This is a genomic window from Candidatus Pelagibacter bacterium nBUS_49, assembly GCF_051200925.1.
Taxonomy (GTDB): domain Bacteria; phylum Pseudomonadota; class Alphaproteobacteria; order Pelagibacterales; family Pelagibacteraceae; genus Pelagibacter.
Genome location: NZ_CP172837.1, coordinates 797,090 through 815,308 on the forward strand (window position 1 = coordinate 797,090; position 18,219 = coordinate 815,308).

Below are 18,219 nucleotides of genomic sequence, written 5' to 3' on the forward strand. Positions count from 1 at the left end.
TAAGATCTCCTAATTATTATTATTATACAAAATGATATATCAAATATTAAACTTAACTTTAACTGTATATAACCACACAGTTAATTGTAATTACATTCCTATTCTTTTACTTAATCATTGACAGCATACTATTAATAACTATATAACTAGTTATATAACTATGTTAGATACTGATAGAGCAGCAGAAGGATTTAATGCAGTAGGCTCAAAACATAGGTTAAGTGTTCTTCTAGAATTAGTTAAAATAGGTTCAAAAGGCTTATCAATTGGTGAAATACAAGATCTCCTTAATATACCATTATCAACACTAGCTCACCATCTCGATTATTTAAAAAAAGCAAATTTAATTAAACAAGTAAAAAAAGGTAGATCCATTTTAAACTTTGCTCAAATTAATCATATTCAATCTTTAGCTGATTATCTTTTAAAAGAATGCTGTGTAAATGAAAATAAAAGAAAATAATGAAAGCAGCCTTTTTAAGAAATATTAATAATTTTAACCTTAAAATTAATAATGTTTGGACACTTGTTTTTTTAATCCCCTTATTAATTTTCATATTTGAGTCTAATAATTTTAATTCTATTTTAATTTTTGCCTTAAAGGCTTTAATGGGAACTATCCCTTTTATTTTATTTGCTATCAGCTTAGTTGCATATTTAAAAGCAACTGGTGCCGAAAGTTTAGTTTCAAAAGCATTTAAAGGAAAAGAAGTTAGAACAATTTTTATTGCAACATTAGTTGGTGGTCTTGCTCCATTTTGTTCATGTGAAGTAATACCATTTATAGCAAGTATGCTAGCTCTAGGAGTTCCGCTATCTGCTGTGATGGCTTTTTGGTTATCTTCACCTTTAATTGATCCTCCTGCTCTGTTGATCACAGCAAGTGCTCTTGGTTGGGATTATGCAATAGCAAAAACAATTTCAGCATTAACTATTGGTTTAATTGGTGGCTTTGGAATTTATTTTTTAGCAAAACTTGGGATGTTTACTAGCCCATTAAAAGATCAAAATAGATCTAGTAGTGGCTCATGCTGTGATACTAAAGATCCTTTTAATCAAGAGCTTGTCTTAAAATTTTGGAATAATTCAAAAAGAACTAAAATTTTTAGAGATGAATTTATAACGAATGGATTATTTTTATTAAAATGGTTATCGCTTGCTTATTTAATTGAAGCATTAATGGTTCAATTTATGTCTGCTCAAATAATTGGAAGTTTTTTGTCAGGAGATGGATTGTCATCTATTGTTATAGGAGCTTTAGCTGGTGTACCTGCTTACTTAAATTCTTATGCGGCACCAGCTATTGTGTCAGGATTAATTGAACAAGGATTGAGTGCTGGTGGTGCTATGGCTTTTCTAGTTGGTGGAGCAATCAGTTCTATTCCAGCAATGACAGCTGTTTGGTCTCTGGTGAACCGCTCTACATTTATCGCTTACTTAACTTTTGGTTTTGGAGGAGCTATTTTATGTGGAATAGCTTTTCAATTTTATGTTAATTTTTAAACGAAATTAATTTATTTTTTGAATTAATGATGTGCTGTTATTTGTAGGTTTGTTTACATCTTTTGAAACTTCATGAAAAATAAGATCAGGTTTATTACATTCCTTTAAAAATGCTGAACCTTGTAATTCTAAATTTAAATATCGATTAATATCTGTTTGATTAATAATCACAGGTTGACGGTGATGTATTTCAGTGATGTTTTCTTTTGCTTCTTCTGTAATTAAACAAAATTGATCTTCTTCGAAAATTCCTGCAAAAAATATTGGTTTACTATCTTTTCTTTTAAAATAATGAGGTGTTTTCTCATTTTCTTCTCTTTTCCATTCATAAAAACCATCAGCAACTGCAACACATCTATTATTTTTAATTAGTTTTTTAAATGAAACTTTCTCATCAATAGTCTCTAATCTTGCATTAATTAAAGCTTTAAAATCTTTATCTTTGGCCCAACCTGGAATTAAGCCCCATTTAAGAGCTTCTAATGTGTTTCCATTTTTATATTTTTTAATCACTGGAAGCTTTTGATACGGGTGAGCATTATAATTTTCAGTATCTTCTACTTGAATTGCAGATTTAACTAACTTGCTAGTTTTAGTAACCGGATTTTTAACCACATATCTTCCACACATAATTTTATTTTAGCAAATAGAATAGATTAAGTCGATACGGTGGTTTAGGCGTATTGGCCAGCAACATAACCAGATGACCAGGCCCATTGAAAATTATACCCACCTAAATGGCCAGTTACATCCACAACTTCACCAATGAAGAATAAATTTTTGTGTTTATTAGACATCATTGTTTTTGATGATAATTCTTTAGTATTAACCCCACCTAAAGTGACTTCTGCTGTTCTATACCCTTCTGATCCTGTTGGATTGATTAACCAAGAATTTATATTCTCACTTAGTTGTTTTAATATTTTATTAGATAATTCAGAAATATTTCCAGTTACTTTATTTTCGTTACAAATAATTTGAGCTAATCTTTTAGGTAAAATTTCACTTACGATATTTAAGATATCAAATTTTGGATTTAATTTTCTTTTTTCTTCTAATAAATCGTAAACATTTAATTTTGGTGACAGATTAACTTTAATATTATCACCTTGTTTCCAATAAGATGAAATTTGCAATATGGAAGGGCCACTTAAACCACGGTGTGTAAATAACATTCCTTCTTGAAACAATACTTTATTAAAAGACACAATTGCTTCAACAGAAAGTCCCGTTAACTCTTTACAAATCTCTAATATCTTTTCATTAAATGTTAAAGGTACTAATGCGGGTAAGGTTTTAATTATACTGTGATCAAATTTCTTAGCAATTTCGTAACCAAATGAAGTAGCACCAATTTTTGGCACTGATAATCCGCCAGTTGCAACAATCAACGATTCTGAAGAATATTGGTCTGTTTCAGTTGATACTAAATATTGATCATTATCTTTTTCAATATTCTTTATAATAAATTCTTTTAAAATTGTAACATTTGCTAGCTCACATTCTTTAAGTAGCATCTCAACAATTTGTTGAGCACTATGATCACAAAACAATTGTCCTAATTTTTTTTCATGAAATTTAATCTCATACTTATTGATTAAATTGATAAAATCGTTTTGGGTATATTGACTTAAAGCTGATCTAACAAACTTTGGGTTTTGAGAAAGAAATTTGCTTGGATTAGTGTTGATATTAGTAAAATTACATCTACCTCCTCCAGAAATTCTAATCTTCTCACCTATTTTTTTATAATGATCAACGAGCAAGACTTTACGGCCACGTTTTCCAGCTTCGATAGCACTCATCATACCAGCTGCACCTGCTCCTATTATAATTACATCGTATTGAATACTCATAACTAGTAGTGAGTTTTATTTACCAAATATTTTTAATTTAACTCCATAATCAACAGCTAAACTGTAATCAGGATCGTTATCACTATCAACCACCAACTGACCTGTTTTACTCAAAAGCTTATGACAATCTTTGGTTAAATGTCTTAATTTAATTTTTTTTCCAAAACTATTATATTTATGAGCAACATCTTCAATTGCTTTTAATGCAGACTGATCAATTACTCTAGACTTTGCAAAATCAATAATTACTAATTTTGGATCTTGTTCAGGATTAAAAATTTCTAAAAAACTATTTGCTGAACTAAAAAATAAAGGTCCTTCAATTTCATAAACTTTAGCGCCCTTATCTGTTTTTGAAGGTCTCTCAATAGCTCTAATTCTTGAAGCTGTTTTCCATGCATAAACTAAAGCTGATACAATAACCCCAACAATTACTGCTACTGCTAAATCTTCTAACACCGTTACAACCGTTACAAGCACTGTAACTAATGCGTCACTTTTTGGAACCATCATTAAAAACTTAATTGAATTCCAAGCAAAAGTTCCAATCACCACCATAAACATGACCCCTACTAAAGCTGCAATAGGGATCATCTCTATGTAATTTGAAGTATATAAAATAAAAATTAATAAAAATACTGCAGCAGTAATACCAGCTATACGAGTTCTGCCACCTGATCTTACATTGATCATTGATTGACCGATCATGGCACAACCACCCATTCCACCAAAAAAACCAGTAACTGAATTTGCAAATCCTTGAGCTAAGCATTCTTGGCTAGCACCACCTCTTTTATTAGTAATCTCTCCTACTAAGTTTAAAGTTAATAAACTCTCTATTAATCCAATCGATGCTAAAATAAATGCATAGGGGAAAATGATCTTTAAGGTTTCAAAATTTAAAGGAACATTTGGAATTGAAAAATTGGGTAAACCTCCTTTAATACTTGCTAAATCGCCAACACTTGGAATATCAATTTTAAGAGCAAGAACTAATACAGTTGTAAAAAGTATTGCAACTAAAGTTGATGGAATTACTTTTGTAAGTTTAGGTAAAAACCAAATAACAAACATGGTAAGTAATACAAATACAATAGAATAAATTAATATATCCCCTGAAATCCAAACAGATTGTCCAAGATCATTTATAGTTTTAAACTGACTTAACTGAGAAATACCTATCACGATTGCAAGACCATTAACAAATCCTAACATCACAGGTTCAGGCACCATTCTTATAAATTTTCCAAGTTTAAAAACACCTGCTAACAATTGTAAAATTCCCATTAAAACAACAGTTGCAAATAAATATTCTGCACCATGTTCGGTTACTAATGAAACCATCACCACAGCAAGTGCCCCTGTAGCCCCTGATATCATTCCAGGTCTTCCACCAAATACTGCAGTAATTAATCCAACGATAAAAGCTGCATACAAACCAGATAAAGGAGCAACGCCTGCAACAAATGCAAAAGCAATAGCTTCAGGAACTAAAGCAAGCGCAACTGTTAATCCTGATAAAATTTCTACTTTAAATAAAGAAAAAGATACTCCACCTTTTGGAATATAATTCTGAGCATTAAAACTTAGAGATCTTGCAAGCGTCAACATTGCCTTAGACGGAGGTGTAGTTTTTTTCATCTAATGATTATTTTTAAACTATTTGATTAATTAAATTGATTGTCTTTTAATTAACTCTTCAATTTGTTCAATCATTACCTTGGATGATTTCATTGCAGGGTAAATTTCTTGAGCTTTTTGATAACTTCTCTTTGCTTTATCGTAGTTCTTTAACTTTATATTAACCATGCCCTGACCTGCTAAAGCACCAAAATGTCTTTTTTCTAATTCTAAAACTTTATCTATATCGTCTTGGGATTTTTGAAATTCTCCAATCATATAAAATACAGTTGCTCTTTTATTCCAAGCTTCAGCCCATGTAGGATCCAATTCAATTGCTTCTGTAAAAACATCGATCGCTCTATTTAATTGTCGGTCTTGAATCAATCTTGAACCTTCATCTAAGATAGATGTCAATTTTTGATCTGTAGGATGTGTGCTCCATAACGTCCAAATTTGCTGAGCAATTCCTGATGATAAAGATGGGATATTTTTTTTTAATTCTAAAAATAATTTATCTAATTCAACATTTCTATCATTTGCACTTAGATTTGTGGTCAAAAAAAATAATATAATAATAGATAGAATCTTTTTCATAAAAAACGATAACAAAAAAATATTACTAAGTCTTTATAGATTTTTTAAGATAGCTTTTTTAAGAGTATTACCAATAATAATTGTGCCTTGGTCATTTGGATGCATGCCATCACTTAAATTAAATTTAGGTTTTTGTGCTACACCTTCAAGTAGAAATGGGATTAATTGTAATTTATGTTTTTTAGATAAATCAGTGAAAATTTTATCAAAAGATTTCTTATATTCAAAACCATATGAAGTTGGTGCAATCATTCCGGCAATAATAATTTTAATATTTTTGCTTTTTGCAATTTTAATAATTTCTTCTAAATTATTTTTTGTCTCATTAGGATTAATACCTCTCAACATATCGTTAGCTCCAAGACATAAAATCATAAAATCGATATTATTTTCTGATAAAGTCCAATCAGCTATATTTAATCCTCCAGCTGAAGTGCTACCTGAAACACTGCCATTGATTATTTTAATATTATACCCTTCTAGCTCTAAACTATTTTGTAAAACTACTGATAAATGTTGTTCTTTAGGTAGTCCATAGCCTGCCATCAAACTATCTCCAAATAATATCACTTTCTCTATTGCGCTTACCTTTATGGTTACTAGACAGAGTACAATTATTTTAATAATAAAACTTTTATTCATGAGCATTCTTCTTAAATTAAATAAGGTAAATCTTAAATACCAAACTGGTAAAGATAATATCAGAGTTTTAAAAGATATTAACTTAACTACCAAGAAAAAAGAGACAATTTCTATTGTGGGAGAAAGTGGATCGGGAAAAACTAGTCTTATAATGTTAATTGGAGGGTTAGAAAAAGCTACATCTGGAAAAATTTTTTTTCAAAATCATGAAATTACAAAATTAAGTGAAGATGAAGTTTCTGAAATAAGAAGAAAAGATATTGGTATTATATTTCAGTCATTTTATTTAATTCCAAATTATACAGCAGTTGAAAATGTAGCATTAACGCTTGAATTAAATAAATTCAAAAATCCTGAAAAAGAAGCAAAACAATTATTAGATCGATTTGGATTAAGTCATCGATTTAATAATCTTCCAAGCCAACTATCAGGGGGAGAACAACAAAGAGTTGCGATAGCGCGAGCGATTGCAATGAAGCCTGAATTGATCTTAGCAGATGAACCTACTGGAAATTTAGATACCGAAAATTCTATAATGATTTCTGATATACTATTTAAATATGTAAAAGAAGAGGGATCCTCACTGATTATGGTAACTCATGATCCAAAACTAGCCAATAAAGCAAAACGAAAAATTAAAATTAAAGATGGAAAAATTAAATAATCCGTCTGAATTTAATCTAAATATTAAGTATGCTTTAAAGGATTTAAGCAGAAATTATAAGAAGTTATCAAGCATCATCATAACTCTTTTTATTAGTCTTTTCATTTTAAGTTCCATCTTCACAATTGAAGATAGTTTAAAAAAAGAACTTAATGATAATGCTAAATCTTTATTAGGAGGAGATCTTGAGATTGACTATAATCGTAATGAAGGAAATCTTGAACTGGTTAATCAAGTAAATAAGTTTACAACAATTTCTCAAATGATTGAGTTCAGCACAATGGTCTCAACTATTGGTAGACAAAAAAACAAATCTCTTTTTACCAGAATAAAGACTGTAGACACTAAATATCCATTATATGGCTCTGTTGATTACGAACCAGTAGGTGCGTTTGATAGAATGCATAATGAACCTAATACATTACTAATTAATGAAAGTTTATCAAAAAATTTAAATTTAAAGATTAATGAAAAAATTAAAGTTCAAAATCAATTATTCACAATTATTGGAATTGTAAAATCTGTCCCTGATGTTAGTGGCTTTGTTGCCTTTGGTGATTGGGCGCTTGCAGGAGATCAAACATTAGAAATTTTAAAACTAAATGGAATTGGTAGTTTTTTAAATTATGAGTACAAAGTAAAATTTAATGAAAGTGATGACCCTAATAAGATAGAAAAAAGAATTAAAAATATATTTAAAGATGATCAAAAGGCTCAACTTAGGTATCCTGAAAATTCTGCAAGTGGATTAAAAGAGATTATAAATAATTTTTCACAGTTTTTATCATTAGTCTCTATTAGTGCTATGCTAATTGCTGGAATCGGAATAGCAAATACTCTTCTTTCTTTTATCAATCAAAACAACATGTCAATTGCAGTTAGAAAAGCAGTTGGATTTTATTCAGGCAATATTAAAACATTGTATTATCTTCAATTATTAATCTTACTTTTATTAATCACGATCTTTGCTTATGGCTCAAGTTTTTTACTAGTTCCTATTGTAGATCAATATTTATCAGATGGATTAGGGCTTAATGTTTCTCCTGTGTTTTCAATTCTAAACTTTATTAAAATATTTTTAGTTGGATTATTGGTTCTTGTTATTTTCTCAATTCCAACCATAAGTTCAATCGATCAAGTAAAAGCCTCTAATTTATTTAAAAATGTATTTCAAAATTTAGAATTTTATTATTCAAAAAAATCTATTGCTTTAAGTATAATTTTATTATCTTGTTTAGTTTTTCTATTTAGTGTTAGATCTGAAAATCCTGTATATAGTCTTGGGTATTTCGCTGCTTTCTTTATATGTTTGATTGTATTTTTTCTACTTTCAAAAATGATCATTTATTTCTTAAAAAGATTTAAATCTTCTTCTAATATATCCTTAAAAGTATCCATTAAAAATATAACGCAAACAAAAACTATTACTCCTATTACAATTATGTCTTTAGGTTTAGGGGTGACATTGCTACTAACGCTTGCATTAGTTGGCACTAATTTTCAAAGAGAGATTGCAAAATCCATACCAGATATCGCTCCAGACTATTTTTTTGTAGGTATTCAAAAAGGTGAAAAAAATAAATTTGAAAACAACATTCTACAAATGGATCCAAATGCTAAAATTGAAGTAGTTCCTATGGTTTCAACTGGCATTATTAAAATAAATGGTATTAATCCAAATACATATATTAAGCCTGGTGATGATAGTTATTGGGTAATTGGAAGTGACAGAAGATCATCATGGACCAATGATGTTCCAGAAGACAATCCATTAACCGAAGGTAAGTGGTGGGATCTTACCAAGCCTGACCAACTTCAAATTTCTCTAGATGCAGAAGTTGCAAAAGATTTAAATATAAAGTTAGGTGATGTGTTTACCCTCAATATTTATGGTAGAGAAGTTGATGGTGAAATTGTAAATTTTAGATCTGTTGATTACCGTGATCTTAATATTAATTTTGCAATGTTATTTAATCCTCAATTTGCAGATAATATTCCTCATGAATATTTAGCAACTGCTAAATTTGAAACAATCGAAAAGTTTGATGAAACTTCAATGTTAGAAGTTCTTCCAAGCTTATCTATGATTAAAATTGCTGATTATTTAAACAAAGTAACTGATGTTTTAAATAAGGTATTTGTTGCAGTAACCCTTATCTCGGCAGTCACTATAATTATTGGATTAATTGTAATTTCTAGCGCTATCATGGTTCAAGGAAAAGTAAAAGAATATCAAAATTTAGTATTTAAAATTTTAGGGTTTTCAAAAAAAGAAATTATTTTATCCTCCCTAATTGAATTTATCATAATCTTTAATTCTGTGATACTAATAGCAACCTTTTTTGCGGTAACTGCATCTAAATTTATAATTGAAAATATTTTTGAATTGGTTTGGGTTTTTGACTTCAAGGTATTGTTTAATTTAGGAATTAGTATAGGTTTAATAACATTACTTTTAATAATGATAACAAATATAAAGTATTTAAATCCTAAGGTTTACCCACTAATAAGAAATCAGTAATTAAAACAATACTTTATATTTTAATTCGTTTAATTGATCTCTACTTTAAACATTACTTCATTTCTCCTGTTCATCGGAAGTGTAAAAGGACTATCGTAGGTTGCTCTTATTGGTGAACTTATAATATTTGTATTATTATCTTTTAGCTCTTTTTCTAAAATATCTTTATGTTTAATAAAATTTTTATCTGAAGCTCTTCCTGTGTATCTTAAAACAGCAAAATAACCTCCAGCGATAGTAATTACTCTTACATCTTTTCTGGTTGGATTTGGTATATTACTAGAATTATATTTTGATGGTAAATAAAATTGCATTGTCATATTACCCTCTCTTTCAATACGAGTGACTGGTGTAGTCATTTTGATTTCTTCACTGGTTTTATTGTTTCCAGAAATATAGTTAAATAGCTTTCTAAAACTATTATTTTGACCATCAGAAATAGTCTCAACTGCTAACCGATCTGAGTATTTTCTTATCTCATAGACATCATTTTTATTTATTACCTCATAATTTGCTTCCTCTGCAGCCATCACGACAGAATACAAAAAAAAGAATAATGTACAAAAAAAAATATTTAAAAAATTTTTAAAAATCATGGTGTTATTTAACTTTATACTCAAAATTTTGTGTATTTTCATTGATTTGGATTAATTCTGCACCATTTCTTGAGTGAAATTTTGTAGCCATATCTGTAAGTGGAGAAAGAGTTATCAGCCTGTTTAAATGGTTAGATTTTTTTATCTTTTTAAAAACTTCTTTCACAATTAATTTTCCACCTCCCTTTTTTTTAGACCAAACAGTGTAAGCAATTGCTATTTGGCCAATATTTTGATCCCTAAGTGCACTTTGTAAAAAGGCATCAGTACTCAATTTTTCCAACTCATCTACATTTGTGGGAATTTTGTTTGTATAAGCAAAACACATAACAGCATGAATTTCACCTTTGTACTCAACTCCATATATTTTTCTACCATACCCAGTTCTAAAGTTATTATCTAGTTCGGGTCTCACTGGATCTTCTTCAGTATTACACTCTTTAAGCTCAACAAGTTTAGCACCTTTTACCCAACCAAAAAAACCATCAATACTTTTATTTAGTATTTGTTTATTTTTTCTAATACGCGCTTTAACTCTAGGTTTAAATTTTTTTTTTAAAATTTTAATCATAAAAAATTAATAGTACTTAATCACTAAATTTCTAATAATTAGGAAATTGTCACACATAATTAGTAAGATAATCATAGATTAATTTAGTGCTAGAAAATAAGATTAGTATATAAATTATATTATAAAATAATTTTTCATCTATTATTTTAAGAATTCTATATCCAATATATATTCCAACAATAGCTAGTGGCACCAGTATGATTGATTGTTTAAAGGTTTGAAGGTTCATCATTGATAGGTGAATATAAAATGGAAGTTTAATTAAATTAACAAAGGTAAAAAAAATAACTCTAGTTCCAACATAAATTTCTTTTTTTAATCTTAATGGTAATAAATAAATACTTGTAGGCGTACCACCTGCATGTACACAAAAGCTTGTAAACCCAGCAATAGCTGAACATATGCCTCCTTTAAAAAGATTCTTTTTAGACTTTTCTTCTTTATTTTTTTTAAACAAAAAATAATGAACTGTAAAAATGAATCCCATTACACCAACCATAAATTTTAGTATGTCTTCTGAAAAATATGAAAATGTTAATGATCCTATTAAGATTCCAATTCCAGCAAATGGAATTATTAATTTAAGAGTGCTTAAATCAAATTCTTTTCTAAACCTATATACTGCAATCATGTCTGAAAATATTAAAATTGGTAGGATAATTGCTAATGCTTGACTCAAAGGCATCACCAATGTCATTAGAGGAACTGAAATTAATGATATAGATCCACCTAAGCCTGACTTAGCAATTCCATATAATATAATCGCTGGAACAACTGTAAAAAAAAATAATAAATTTATTTCCATTTATTTATTGAATTTAATAATTTTTGACCCAAGGGACTTATTGGTTCTTGAAGTATGATCTTTCTACCTGTTTTTTCTTTAACAAGGTTAAGTAATTTTTTTGCAAATCCTTGTTTTCTAAAAATAGGATTAACAAATATATATTCCACTTCACCATTGCCATTAAACCTTACAAAACCCAGTGTTGTATTTTCATTTTTATATGTGAAAACACCATCAGACTCATCTAATTTATAATTCGAAAAATCAAAACTGTTCATTAATCCTAGTAATTTAAGAGCAAAAGAATGATCACTATTGCAGCAATAACAGAACTTATAACTATATAATTAAGCTTAATATTGAATTTTTTTTCAACAAAATCTATGATTTTTTCCCAAAATAAAACGATCAAGAAAATAATAATAGCTGGCAATATATATTTGATCATTGTTTAAGAATTGTTGTCGCTAACATAAACTGAAACTCCTCTTGAGTTTAAATCTACATCAAATTTTTTATGTAATGGTGGAAAAGCTCTTTGGGAACAATCTAGACGATCACAAGTCCTACAGGAAACACCTATAGGAATTTCTGTTGATTTGTCATTAATATTTACATTTTCTGTATATACAAAATCTTTTGCATATTTAGCTTCGCAACCAAGACCTATTGATAATATACTTTTTGCTTGTCCAAATCGTCCTATACCTTTTTCAACTGTTCTTGCAATACAAACATATTTTTCACCATTGGTCATTTTACTTACAGCAGCTTGGATAACACCTGGTCTAGTTAATGCAGAATAAACATTCCACCTTGGACATGCACCACCATATCTAGGTATATCAATACCTGATAAAGAAAACCTTTTTGAAATATTACCAGCCATATCAACTCTTAAAAAATGAAATGGAATTCCTGGAAGCTTTGGATCTTGTAAGCATGTCACCCTATGAGTAACTTGCTCAAATGATGTGGCAAATGTATTCTGCAATAACTCTAAATCATATTTAAGTTTCTTACACTCTGTGTGAAATAATTTATATGGCATTAATATTGCCGCACCACAATAGTTCAACAAAGCTACTTTTGTTAATTTTTTAAACTCTTCTGATGGAAAACTAAACGTTGATAAGTATTTATCAATTTCTTTACTTGCTCCTTCTTGGGCAATCTGTGCTGCCGCATGCAATTTTTTTGTCTCTAAAGAGCTATAATCACTTAATAAAAGTTCTTTTTTATTTTTATTATAAATTTTTGAAAAGGGTTTATTTTCTTCTGGTATTATATCTACAACTTTAATTGAATATTCAGATTTTAAATATTCACATAAAGCAATATATCTTGTTCGATTATTTTTTTGAATTTTTTCAAAAACTTTATTTGCAAACTCTTCTAACTTAGGAAAATAGTTTCTATTTTGTTGAAGAAAGTCTGAAATAACTTCACCTGGGAATGAATTTTTTCTATTATCAACTATTTTTCCAGATATTTTTTCAATTTTATCAATTAGTTCATGATCTTTTTTTTTTAATATGTCACCTAATCTTACGATTGCTTTACCAATTTTAGGATTGGTGCTGACTAAATCTTTAACTTCTGGTCCTAAAATATCTAAGTCTTCAAATAAACTATCATCTAAAATTTCAGAAATTGTGTTTTGTAAGTTGAGATCTGTCTTTGATGTTAAATCAGATAGCTCAATATTTAATTTTTCACAGACATTTAATAGTAGGTCACCGTCTATTTTTCTTTTTCCACTTTCAATTAAATTTAAATAACTTGGAGATATGCTTAAATCTTCCGCTAATTTGTTTGCCTGGAGACCTAATTGCCTTCTAAAAGCTTTGATTTTTGGCCCTATTTTTAAATCTATTTGACTCATATTTACTATTTGTAAATTTTGTAAATTTATTTTTACAATTTTTTTCTATGATTTACAAGCATTTTTGCGAATTTAATAGCTATTGTAAATCTTGTAAATTATAAGATTGATATGAATAAAAAATTAAATACTACAGAAAATGAAGCTCAAATCATAAAAAAGGAGGATTTTGATCAACATAACAGTAGAGGTATCTACATGAGAGATGATCATTGTGATTGGGGTTCTAGTGGAATGAATGACCTTATTAAGTCTCTAGACGACAATAACTAATTCTTTTCTACTAATTCAATTTTCTTAAAACTACTAACATCATAGGAATACCAATAATGAGTGCAGAAAATATCTCATACGATCTTAAAAGATTTGCTGGAATAAAACGTGATTACACTGATGATGAAGTTGAGCGTCTTCGAGGTTCAATTAAAATTGAGTATTCTATGTGCAAAAATCAATCACAAAAACTATGGAATTTATTAAATTCAGAAGCTTATGTTAATACACTTGGATCATTATCTGGTAACCAGGCAGTTCAACATGCTAAGGCAGGATTAAAAGCAATTTATCTTAGTGGATGGCAAGTAGCTGCTGATGCAAATACTGCAGGTGAAATGTACCCTGATCAATCTTTATATCCTTATGATAGTGCACCAAAATTAGTTGAGACAATGAACAATTCTTTGGTAAGAGCTGATCAAATTCAGCATATGGAATTACAAGATGGTGATATGAAGAAAGAAGACTCTATTGATTATATGTTGCCAATTATAGCAGATGGTGAAGCAGGATTTGGAGGCCCATTAAATGTATTTGAGTTGACTAAAAAATTTATAAGAGCTGGTGCAGCAGGTGTTCACTTTGAAGATCAATTGGCTAGTGAAAAGAAATGTGGTCACATGGGCGGTAAAGTTTTAGTTCCAACTGGAACTATGGTTAAGAATTTAAAATCAGCAAGACTTGCTGCAGATATAGCAGAGGTACCTTTGATTATTTTAGCTAGAACAGATGCCAATGCTGCAAAATTAATTACAAATGATTTTGATGAAAATGATAAACCATTTTTAACTGGTGAGAGATCTCCTGAGGGTTTCTTTTATGTAAACGATGGAATTGAGCAAGCTATTTCAAGAGGACTTGCTTATGCACCTTATGCGGATTTAATTTGGTGTGAAACAGCAACACCAAATCTTGCTGAAGCTAAAAAATTTGCAGATGCAATACATGAAAAATTTCCTGGTAAATTGTTAGCATATAATTGTTCACCTTCATTTAATTGGAAAAAACATTTAAGCGATGATGAGATAGCTTCATTTCAACAAGAAATTGCGAAGATGGGCTATAAATTTCAATTTATCACATTAGCTGGGTTTCACACTCAAAATATTGCTATTTTTGAACTTGCAGAAAAATACAAGAAAGAAGGAATGGCTGCTTATTCTAGAATACAACAACAAGAATTTTCTAGAGAAAAAGATGGTTACACAAGTGTGAAGCATCAAAGAGAGGTTGGAACCTCGTATTTTGATGCAGTATCAAACACTATTAGTAGTGGAAAGAGTTCAACAACTGCGATGGAAGGTTCAACTGAGTCCGAACAATTTTAAACAAAAATAGATTCCCTCTAGTTTTTTTAATAGCCCTTAACTGGGCTATTTTTTCATTGATAACCTAAAAATAGACAGTTAATTATCAAAAATGAGTAATAAAAATTTTGGTTTTGGCACACAAATTAGAAAGTCTCCTTACTTTGAATCCACCGTCAAATGGGGTGCTACAGGATTTTCAGTTTATAATCATATGTATATTCCAAGGGATTTTGGGAGTCCTGAGCAAAATTTCTGGAACTTAATTGAAAAAGCTATTCTTTGTGATGTGGCAGTTGAAAGACAGGTTGAGATTACTGGTCGAGACGCTTACAAATTTACACAATTATTAACTCCTAGAGACCTATCAAAGCTAGCTGTAGGTCAATGTAAATATGTTTTAATTACAAATAATGAAGGTGGCATTTTAAATGATCCAGTTTTATTAAGATTAGCTGAAAATCATTTTTGGTTATCACTAGCTGACAGCGATGTTTTGTTATGGGCGCAAGGTGTAGCTGTTAACTCAGGCTTAGATGTACAAATTAAAGAGCCAGATGTTTCTCCATTACAACTTCAAGGTCCGACATCAGGGGAAATAATGATCAAACTTTTTGGAGATGATATTAAAGATTTAAAATACTACTGGTTGAAAGAATACAATTTAGATGGAATACCTTTAATTGTATCTAGAACAGGCTGGTCGAGTGAGCTTGGTTATGAAATATATTTACGGGATGGTACTAAAGGAAATGAATTGTATGAAAAAATAATGGAAGCAGGAAAAGAATATGATTTAAAGCCAGGTCACACTTCATCAATTAGAAGAATTGAGGGTGGAATGCTTTCGTATCATGCAGATGCAGATATCAACACAAACCCTTTTGAACTAGGCTTTGATAGACTAGTAAATTTAGATAATGATAATAATTTTATTGGAAAAGAAGCTTTAAAAAAAATTAAAGATAAAGGAATAATAAGAAAACAGGTCGGTCTCGAAATTGATTGCAAACCTTTAAGTGGACCAAATACTACTTTTTGGGAACTTAAAAAAAATAATATGAATATTGGTAAAGTTACATCTGCAGTTTACTCACCAAGACTTAAAAAGAACATTGCTTTAGCAATGGTTTCAGTTGAACAATCTAAAATAGGAAATGAGTTTCAAGTAACTACTAACGAAGGTACATTTGACTGTATTGTTGTTGAAAAACCTTTTTACGACCCAAAAAAGAAGATAGTCAGTAGTTAAGACTTAATATTGTAACCTTTTTTCAATAATACAGTCACTACCCCAATGCAGATAAATAAGAAGATCACCATTGAGCTAATACTTATCCAAATATTAAAATCAGAAACTCCATAAAAAGCAAATCTTAAACCATTAATCAAATAAACAACGGGGTTAAAGTAAGTTATTGTTTGCCAAAATGGTGGTAACATATCCAGTGAATACAAACTTCCTCCCAAAAATACCATTGGCGTGATGATTAACGTCGGAATAATAGACATTTGCTCAAAATTTGAACTCATTAACCCTATTAAGAAACCAAATAATGCAAATGTGAATGCAACAAGTATAAGTAAAAAAACTACCAAAAGGGGGTATTTAACGTCCACTTCAACAAAAAAATTAGCTGTAATAAAAATTACCACTCCGACAATTAGGGTTTTAGTGGCTCCTGCCCCAACAAAAGCTAGCACTATTTCTAATGTTGAAATTGGTGCTGCTAAGATTTCATAAATAGTTCCATTGAATTTAGGAAAAAATATTCCAAAAGAAGTGTTGGTTATTGATTGAGTTAATAAAGTTAGCATTAAAAGACCCGGGACAATATATGAACCGTAGCTAATACCATCTATTTTTTCAACATACCCACCAATAACTGAACCAAATACAATAAAATAAAGAGAGGTGGATAAAACCGGTGATAGTAACGATTGCATTAATGTTCTTTTAAATCTATCCATTTCATGAAGATATATTGCTTGAAAGCCTGTATAATTAAATTTCATTATTCTCCTTTACCAAACTAACAAATATTTTCTCTAAAGTAGTCTGTTCAGTTTTTAAATCTTTTAATTTTAATCCCACATCTTTTATATCTTGTAATAAATTTGTAATTCCAGTTTGTTCTGCTTGAACATTGTATGTGTAGTTAATTGACATTTTATTATTTCCTAAGACTAATTTATATTTATCTAAGCTATCTGGAATTTTAGAAATTTCATCCTGAAGTTCTACAGTTAATTTTTTATGTCCCATTTTTTTTAATAATTCTTTTGTTTCTTCTACAACTATTATCTCGCCTTGATTAATAACACCCACTCTGTCTGCTATAGCTTCTGCTTCTTCAATATAATGTGTAGTTAAGATAATAGTAACTCCTGTTGATCTTAACTCTTCAACAATTTTCCACATATCCTGTCTTAACTCAACATCCACTCCAGCAGTAGGTTCATCTAAAAATAAAATTGAGGGTTCATGAGATAAAGCTTTGGCAATCAAAACTCTTCGTTTCATTCCTCCTGATAATTGTCTTAATCTTTGATCTTTCTTATCCCATAAACTCAATTGTTTTAAAATTTTTTCTATATGGTGCGGGTCTGGTTTTTTTCCATATAAACCTCTTGAATAAGAGACGTTGTTAAATACTGTTTCAAATTGTTCTAAGGTTAATTCTTGAGGAACTAAACCAATTCTAGATCTTGTTTCTCTATAATCATCAATGATATCAAAGTTATCAATTGTGACTTTTCCAGAAGATGGTTTTACAATCCCACAAATTATACTTATTAAAGTAGTTTTGCCTGCACCATTTGGTCCAAGCATCGCAAAAATTTCACCTTTTTTAATATTTAAATTAACACTTTTAAGTGCATTAAATCCATTTTTATAAATTTTAGATAAATTATTAATGCTGATTTGATTTTGTGACATTTTGGATCATCAACATATAAGCTTTATTGACTATATTTCAATAAGATCATTTGCTTATCACAAAGGTTTTATTAAGATAAAATTATGAAAAAAATATTAGTTATAATCACAATCTTTTTTGCAACAATCTCTTTATCTTCTGCAAAAGAAACAACGTTTAAAAAAGAGTTATTCGATAAAGCTTTATCTAATGGAAAAGTTGTGGTTGTTAGTTCGTGGATTAAATATTGTACGTCTTGCGCAAGTCAAATGAAAGTTCTTGATAAAGCAAAAAATGATTTTGATAACATTGAATATTTTAAATTTGATGTAACAAATAAAGAAATTGCTGAATTTTTTAACATTCAATATCAAACAACACTTTTAATTTTTAAAGATAATAAAGAAGTTTATCGTAGTATTGGTGAGACTACTAAAGAACTTATTTATGATGCTTTAAAATCTTCGATCTAA

Annotated in this window: 20 protein-coding genes; 8 read left to right on the top strand and 12 right to left on the bottom strand. The window is 29.3% G+C overall.

What is annotated here, in order from left to right:
* Positions 1-160 precede the first annotated feature (160 nt).
* Together ACIJYF_RS04440 and ACIJYF_RS04445 are read left to right on the top strand one after the other, a co-directional pair.
* A complete protein-coding gene (locus ACIJYF_RS04440) occupies positions 161-463 on the top strand; it encodes an ArsR/SmtB family transcription factor (protein ID WP_435087436.1) in 303 nt (100 codons plus the stop codon).
* A complete protein-coding gene (locus ACIJYF_RS04445) occupies positions 463-1,503 on the top strand; it encodes a permease (RefSeq protein ID WP_435115469.1) in 1,041 nt (346 codons plus the stop codon). Before ACIJYF_RS04440 ends, ACIJYF_RS04445 begins: the two co-directional genes overlap by 1 nt.
* 6 nt (positions 1,504-1,509) lie before the next feature.
* Here ACIJYF_RS04445 and ACIJYF_RS04450 read toward each other — a convergent pair whose 3' ends face one another.
* The 5 genes from ACIJYF_RS04450 to ACIJYF_RS04470 are packed head-to-tail and all read right to left on the bottom strand — an operon-like array spanning position 1,510 to position 6,218.
* Positions 1,510-2,133, bottom strand: coding sequence for an SOS response-associated peptidase (locus ACIJYF_RS04450; RefSeq protein ID WP_435115471.1), 624 nt, complete (start codon positions 2,131-2,133; stop codon positions 1,510-1,512).
* 44 nt (positions 2,134-2,177) lie between these two features.
* A complete protein-coding gene (locus tag ACIJYF_RS04455; protein ID WP_435115473.1) occupies positions 2,178-3,359 on the bottom strand; it encodes an NAD(P)/FAD-dependent oxidoreductase in 1,182 nt (393 codons plus the stop codon).
* A 15-nt stretch (positions 3,360-3,374) separates the two neighbouring features.
* Positions 3,375-5,000: a SulP family inorganic anion transporter gene (locus tag ACIJYF_RS04460; protein WP_435115475.1), complete on the bottom strand. Its 1,626-nt coding sequence runs from the start codon at positions 4,998-5,000 to the stop codon at positions 3,375-3,377.
* A 30-nt stretch (positions 5,001-5,030) separates the two neighbouring features.
* Complete coding sequence (locus ACIJYF_RS04465; RefSeq protein ID WP_435115477.1) at positions 5,031-5,576, bottom strand: tetratricopeptide repeat protein; 546 nt, start codon at positions 5,574-5,576, stop codon at positions 5,031-5,033.
* Between the two features lie 33 nt (positions 5,577-5,609).
* Positions 5,610-6,218, bottom strand: a complete 609-nt coding sequence (locus ACIJYF_RS04470; RefSeq protein WP_435115479.1) for an arylesterase — start codon at positions 6,216-6,218, stop codon at positions 5,610-5,612.
* On the opposite strand from ACIJYF_RS04470, the gene ACIJYF_RS04475 reads away from it, so the two are divergent.
* Positions 6,217-6,882, top strand: a complete 666-nt coding sequence (locus tag ACIJYF_RS04475) for an ABC transporter ATP-binding protein (RefSeq protein ID WP_435115481.1) — start codon at positions 6,217-6,219, stop codon at positions 6,880-6,882. The genes ACIJYF_RS04470 and ACIJYF_RS04475 overlap by 2 nt on opposite strands.
* Entirely contained in the window at positions 6,866-9,403 is a 2,538-nt protein-coding gene (locus ACIJYF_RS04480) for an ABC transporter permease (protein WP_435115483.1), read from the top strand. Before ACIJYF_RS04475 ends, ACIJYF_RS04480 begins: the two co-directional genes overlap by 17 nt.
* Before the next feature lie 29 nt (positions 9,404-9,432).
* On the opposite strand, the gene ACIJYF_RS04485 is transcribed toward ACIJYF_RS04480, so the two are convergent.
* The 5 genes from ACIJYF_RS04485 to ACIJYF_RS04505 all read right to left on the bottom strand — a co-directional run bounded on the left by ACIJYF_RS04485 (position 9,433) and on the right by ACIJYF_RS04505 (position 13,242).
* A complete protein-coding gene (locus ACIJYF_RS04485) occupies positions 9,433-9,999 on the bottom strand; it encodes an SOUL family heme-binding protein (protein WP_435115485.1) in 567 nt (188 codons plus the stop codon).
* Positions 10,000-10,003: 4 nt separating this feature from the next.
* Complete coding sequence (locus ACIJYF_RS04490) at positions 10,004-10,570, bottom strand: hypothetical protein (protein ID WP_435115487.1); 567 nt, start codon at positions 10,568-10,570, stop codon at positions 10,004-10,006.
* A gap of 49 nt (positions 10,571-10,619) precedes the next feature.
* The gene (locus tag ACIJYF_RS04495) at positions 10,620-11,375 is read right to left on the bottom strand and encodes a sulfite exporter TauE/SafE family protein (protein ID WP_435115489.1); all 756 of its coding nucleotides are present in this window, start codon (positions 11,373-11,375) and stop codon (positions 10,620-10,622) included.
* Complete coding sequence (locus ACIJYF_RS04500; RefSeq protein WP_435087453.1) at positions 11,366-11,635, bottom strand: GNAT family N-acetyltransferase; 270 nt, start codon at positions 11,633-11,635, stop codon at positions 11,366-11,368. Before ACIJYF_RS04500 ends, ACIJYF_RS04495 begins: the two co-directional genes overlap by 10 nt.
* 173 nt (positions 11,636-11,808) lie before the next feature.
* A complete protein-coding gene (locus ACIJYF_RS04505; RefSeq protein WP_435115491.1) occupies positions 11,809-13,242 on the bottom strand; it encodes a helix-turn-helix domain-containing protein in 1,434 nt (477 codons plus the stop codon).
* 111 nt (positions 13,243-13,353) lie between these two features.
* Here ACIJYF_RS04505 and ACIJYF_RS04510 point away from each other — a divergent pair, with 111 nt between their 5' ends.
* The 3 genes from ACIJYF_RS04510 (at position 13,354) to ACIJYF_RS04520 (ending at position 16,077) form a co-directional block, all read left to right on the top strand.
* The gene (locus ACIJYF_RS04510; RefSeq protein WP_435115493.1) at positions 13,354-13,515 is read left to right on the top strand and encodes a hypothetical protein; all 162 of its coding nucleotides are present in this window, start codon (positions 13,354-13,356) and stop codon (positions 13,513-13,515) included.
* A 56-nt stretch (positions 13,516-13,571) separates the two neighbouring features.
* Positions 13,572-14,846, top strand: coding sequence for an isocitrate lyase (gene aceA / locus ACIJYF_RS04515; RefSeq protein ID WP_435115494.1), 1,275 nt, complete (start codon positions 13,572-13,574; stop codon positions 14,844-14,846).
* Between the two features lie 91 nt (positions 14,847-14,937).
* A complete protein-coding gene (locus ACIJYF_RS04520) occupies positions 14,938-16,077 on the top strand; it encodes a glycine cleavage T C-terminal barrel domain-containing protein (RefSeq protein WP_435115496.1) in 1,140 nt (379 codons plus the stop codon).
* Here the strand turns inward: ACIJYF_RS04520 and ACIJYF_RS04525 are convergent.
* Complete coding sequence (locus ACIJYF_RS04525; RefSeq protein ID WP_435115498.1) at positions 16,074-16,841, bottom strand: ABC transporter permease; 768 nt, start codon at positions 16,839-16,841, stop codon at positions 16,074-16,076. The two genes, ACIJYF_RS04520 and ACIJYF_RS04525, sit on opposite strands and share 4 nt — an antisense overlap.
* Positions 16,831-17,766 (bottom strand): ABC transporter ATP-binding protein, encoded by a 936-nt coding sequence (locus ACIJYF_RS04530; RefSeq protein ID WP_435115500.1) that lies wholly within the window; start codon positions 17,764-17,766, stop codon positions 16,831-16,833. Before ACIJYF_RS04530 ends, ACIJYF_RS04525 begins: the two co-directional genes overlap by 11 nt.
* A gap of 84 nt (positions 17,767-17,850) precedes the next feature.
* Here ACIJYF_RS04530 and ACIJYF_RS04535 point away from each other — a divergent pair, with 84 nt between their 5' ends.
* Positions 17,851-18,219: a thioredoxin family protein gene (locus tag ACIJYF_RS04535; protein ID WP_435115502.1), complete on the top strand. Its 369-nt coding sequence runs from the start codon at positions 17,851-17,853 to the stop codon at positions 18,217-18,219.

Excerpts from the sequence above, each read along its gene's own strand:
- ACIJYF_RS04440 (WP_435087436.1), top strand. The coding sequence starts at position 161 with ATGTTAGATACTGATAGAGCAGCAGAAGGATTTAATGCAGTAGGCTCA.
- ACIJYF_RS04445 (WP_435115469.1), top strand. The coding sequence starts at position 463 with ATGAAAGCAGCCTTTTTAAGAAATATTAATAATTTTAACCTTAAAATT.
- ACIJYF_RS04450 (WP_435115471.1), bottom strand. The coding sequence starts at position 2,133 with ATGTGTGGAAGATATGTGGTTAAAAATCCGGTTACTAAAACTAGCAAG.
- ACIJYF_RS04455 (WP_435115473.1), bottom strand. The coding sequence starts at position 3,359 with ATGAGTATTCAATACGATGTAATTATAATAGGAGCAGGTGCAGCTGGT.
- ACIJYF_RS04460 (WP_435115475.1), bottom strand. The coding sequence starts at position 5,000 with ATGAAAAAAACTACACCTCCGTCTAAGGCAATGTTGACGCTTGCAAGA.
- ACIJYF_RS04465 (WP_435115477.1), bottom strand. The coding sequence starts at position 5,576 with ATGAAAAAGATTCTATCTATTATTATATTATTTTTTTTGACCACAAAT.
- ACIJYF_RS04475 (WP_435115481.1), top strand. The coding sequence starts at position 6,217 with ATGAGCATTCTTCTTAAATTAAATAAGGTAAATCTTAAATACCAAACT.
- ACIJYF_RS04470 (WP_435115479.1), bottom strand. The coding sequence starts at position 6,218 with ATGAATAAAAGTTTTATTATTAAAATAATTGTACTCTGTCTAGTAACC.
- ACIJYF_RS04480 (WP_435115483.1), top strand. The coding sequence starts at position 6,866 with ATGGAAAAATTAAATAATCCGTCTGAATTTAATCTAAATATTAAGTAT.
- ACIJYF_RS04485 (WP_435115485.1), bottom strand. The coding sequence starts at position 9,999 with ATGATTTTTAAAAATTTTTTAAATATTTTTTTTTGTACATTATTCTTT.
- ACIJYF_RS04490 (WP_435115487.1), bottom strand. The coding sequence starts at position 10,570 with ATGATTAAAATTTTAAAAAAAAAATTTAAACCTAGAGTTAAAGCGCGT.
- ACIJYF_RS04495 (WP_435115489.1), bottom strand. The coding sequence starts at position 11,375 with ATGGAAATAAATTTATTATTTTTTTTTACAGTTGTTCCAGCGATTATA.
- ACIJYF_RS04500 (WP_435087453.1), bottom strand. The coding sequence starts at position 11,635 with ATGAACAGTTTTGATTTTTCGAATTATAAATTAGATGAGTCTGATGGT.
- ACIJYF_RS04505 (WP_435115491.1), bottom strand. The coding sequence starts at position 13,242 with ATGAGTCAAATAGATTTAAAAATAGGGCCAAAAATCAAAGCTTTTAGA.
- ACIJYF_RS04510 (WP_435115493.1), top strand. The coding sequence starts at position 13,354 with ATGAATAAAAAATTAAATACTACAGAAAATGAAGCTCAAATCATAAAA.
- aceA (WP_435115494.1), top strand. The coding sequence starts at position 13,572 with ATGAGTGCAGAAAATATCTCATACGATCTTAAAAGATTTGCTGGAATA.
- ACIJYF_RS04520 (WP_435115496.1), top strand. The coding sequence starts at position 14,938 with ATGAGTAATAAAAATTTTGGTTTTGGCACACAAATTAGAAAGTCTCCT.
- ACIJYF_RS04525 (WP_435115498.1), bottom strand. The coding sequence starts at position 16,841 with ATGAAATTTAATTATACAGGCTTTCAAGCAATATATCTTCATGAAATG.
- ACIJYF_RS04530 (WP_435115500.1), bottom strand. The coding sequence starts at position 17,766 with ATGTCACAAAATCAAATCAGCATTAATAATTTATCTAAAATTTATAAA.
- ACIJYF_RS04535 (WP_435115502.1), top strand. The coding sequence starts at position 17,851 with ATGAAAAAAATATTAGTTATAATCACAATCTTTTTTGCAACAATCTCT.